The sequence below is a fragment of the Bradyrhizobium sp. CCBAU 11434 genome (assembly GCF_028128895.1).
GTDB lineage: Bacteria > Pseudomonadota > Alphaproteobacteria > Rhizobiales > Xanthobacteraceae > Bradyrhizobium > Bradyrhizobium zhengyangense.
The window spans coordinates 1-2,520 of record NZ_LBJX01000046.1; the positions used below are offsets into that span (position 1 = coordinate 1).

General features: G+C 63.6%; 3 protein-coding genes. All 3 read left to right on the top strand.

All coding sequences use genetic code 11. The annotated features are described in order from the left end of the window. Positions 1-78 precede the first annotated feature (78 nt). On the top strand, positions 79-480 hold the full coding sequence (gene tnpA, locus XI06_RS13025; protein WP_271605499.1) for an IS66-like element accessory protein TnpA: 402 nt from the start codon (positions 79-81) through the stop codon (positions 478-480). After that, positions 477-824, top strand: coding sequence for an IS66 family insertion sequence element accessory protein TnpB (tnpB, locus tag XI06_RS13030; RefSeq protein WP_038936775.1), 348 nt, complete (start codon positions 477-479; stop codon positions 822-824). The genes tnpA and tnpB overlap by 4 nt, the downstream gene beginning before the upstream one ends. A gap of 45 nt (positions 825-869) precedes the next feature. Next, positions 870-2,520: IS66 family transposase (gene tnpC / locus XI06_RS13035; RefSeq protein ID WP_271605500.1), on the top strand; the 1,651-nt coding region annotated here is incomplete at its 3' end.

Genomic DNA, 2,520 nt, shown 5'->3' on the forward strand with positions numbered 1-2,520 from the left:
GTACGCCTCCGTTGACGGCCGCCTTGTTTGACGGAGGCGAGCGCTGCAGGTCCTAGGGGTAATCCTAGGAGAAGCGCTATGACGATTTCGCGGGCAGAGGTGATCACATCGGTCGAGCGGCGGCGGCGGTGGTCGCGAGATGAGAAGGAACGGCTGGTTGCAGCATCGCTCGAGCCCGGAGCCACTGTTTCCGAAGTGGCTCGCATGGCCGGCCTTCATGTGAGCCAGCTGTTCAGGTGGCGCAAAGAGCTTTGCAAGCACGGTGAGACGAGTATAGCTCCGTTCGTGCCGGTCGAGATTGGGCCGTCTGTGCGGCCGCGGGATGTGGCCGAAGTGCCATTGACGACGGCGCCGGCGCGTCGACGGAAGAGCCAGGGCATCATCGAGATCGATCTTGGTAGCGGACACCGGATCCGGGTCGATGGCGAGGTCGATGGAGACGCGCTGCGTCGCGTTCTCGATGCCCTGGTGCGCCGATGATCCCGGTTCCGACAGGCGCGCGAGTGTGGCTCGCGACAGGCTACACCGATATGCGCAGAGGTTTTCCGTCGTTGGCACTCCAAGTGCAGGAGGTGCTGCACAAAGACCCGCTCAACGGTCATCTGTTCGTCTTCCGCGGTCGCCGCAGCGATCTTGTGAAGGTGATCTGGCACGATGGCCAGGGAGCATGCCTGTTTACCAAAAGGCTCGAGAGAGGCAGGTTCATCTGGCCATCGGTTGCCGGTGAATCGGTAACGATCTCGCCGGCGCAGTTGAGCTATCTGTTGTCCGGAATCGATTGGCGCAACCCACAAGAAACCCAGCGTCCGACGCGGGTCGGATAGCGTTTTATGGTTTGAATCTGCGGCTTGATCTGATTCACTGGCTTCATGATATCGAAGCCGGACGATCTTCCATCGGACCTTGCAAGTGCCCTGGCGGCGCTGCAGGCCGAGCGTGAGGCGCGACTGCAGGCCGAGGCGGTGGCTGCCAGTGCGCGGGCGGAGCTGTCGGACAACGAGGCGCTAATCGCGCATCTCGAGCTGCGGATCGAGAAGCTCAAACGCGAACTGTACGGGCCGCGCTCCGAGCGCACGGCACGGCTGCTCGAGCAGCTGGAGTTGGAGCTCGAAGAACTCGCCACCACGGCGAGCGAGGATGAGCTTGCCGCGCACGCCGCAGCGGCGAAGACGCAGAACGTCCGTTCCTTCACGCGCAAGCGGCCGGTGCGCAAGCCATGGCCGGATGACATCGAACGCGAGCGCGTCGTCATGGAGGCTCCAACGAGCTGCGCCTGCTGCGGTGGATCGCGGCTGGCGAAGATCGGCGAGGATGTGACCAGGACGCTGGAGGAGATCCCACGCCGCTTCAAGTTGATCGAGACGGTACGCGAGAAGTTCACCTGCCGTGATTGCGAGAAGATCAGCCAGCCGCCCGCACCGTTCCATACCACGCCGCGCGGCTTCATTGGCCCACAATTGCTGGCGACGATCCTGTTCGACAAGTTCGGCATGCATATCCCGCTCAACCGCCAGAGTGCGCGCTTCAAGGCCGAGGGGATCGACCTGTCGTTGTCGACCCTGGCCGACCAGGTCGGCCACGGCACCTTCGCCGTCATGCCGCTCTTCCATTTGATCGAACGCCATGTGCTCGCGGCCGAGCGCCTTCATGGCGACGACACCACCATCCGTATCCTGGCGAAGGGCAAGTGTACCACCGGACGGATCTGGACTTATGTGCGGGATGACCGGCCCTTCGCCGGGCCCGCGCCGCCGGCGGCGGTCTATTACGCCTCGAGCGACCGACGAGGTGAGCATCCCCAGGAGCATCTGGTCGCCTTCGGTGGTATCCTGCAAGCCGATTGCTACAGCGGGTTCGAACCGCTGTTCGATCCGCAGAAGAAGGCGCGGCCGATTACGCCGGCATTTTGCTTTGCCCATGCACGACGGGGCTTCTTCGAGCTGGCCGACATCGAGAAAAATGCTCGGGAAGGTAAGAAGGGCAAACCGGTCTCTCCGATCGCGCTGGAGGCGGTCAGACGCCTGGATGCATTGTTCGAGATCGAACGCGCCATCAACGGCCGCGGCGCCGAGGAGCGGCGTGCCGTGCGCCAGGAACAGAGCAAGCCGCTTCTCGAGGTCATGCACGCCTGGTTGCTGCGTGAGCGCGAAACCCTCTCGCGCTCCTCCGAGGTCCTAAAGCCTATGAATTACATGCTCAGGCGCTGGGACGACTTCGCCCGCTTCCTCGACGATGGCAGGATCTGCTTGACCAACAATTGTGCCGAGCGCGCATTGAGAGGCATCGCCTTGGGACGGCGGAACTGGACCTTCGCCGGCAGCCAGCGTGGCGCCGACCGTGCCGCCATCATGCTGACGATGATCACGACCTGTCGCCTCAACGAGGTCGATCCCAAGGCCTGGCTCGCCGACGTCCTCGCCCGTATCGCCGATCTTCCCACATCGCGTCTGCACGAACTGCTGCCCTGGGAATGGAAGCTCCTGGGCCAAGCCGGCAAGCCCGCCGGTCAGCAGGCCGCCT

Excerpts from the sequence above, each read along its gene's own strand:
- tnpA (WP_271605499.1), top strand. The coding sequence starts at position 79 with ATGACGATTTCGCGGGCAGAGGTGATCACATCGGTCGAGCGGCGGCGG.
- tnpB (WP_038936775.1), top strand. The coding sequence starts at position 477 with ATGATCCCGGTTCCGACAGGCGCGCGAGTGTGGCTCGCGACAGGCTAC.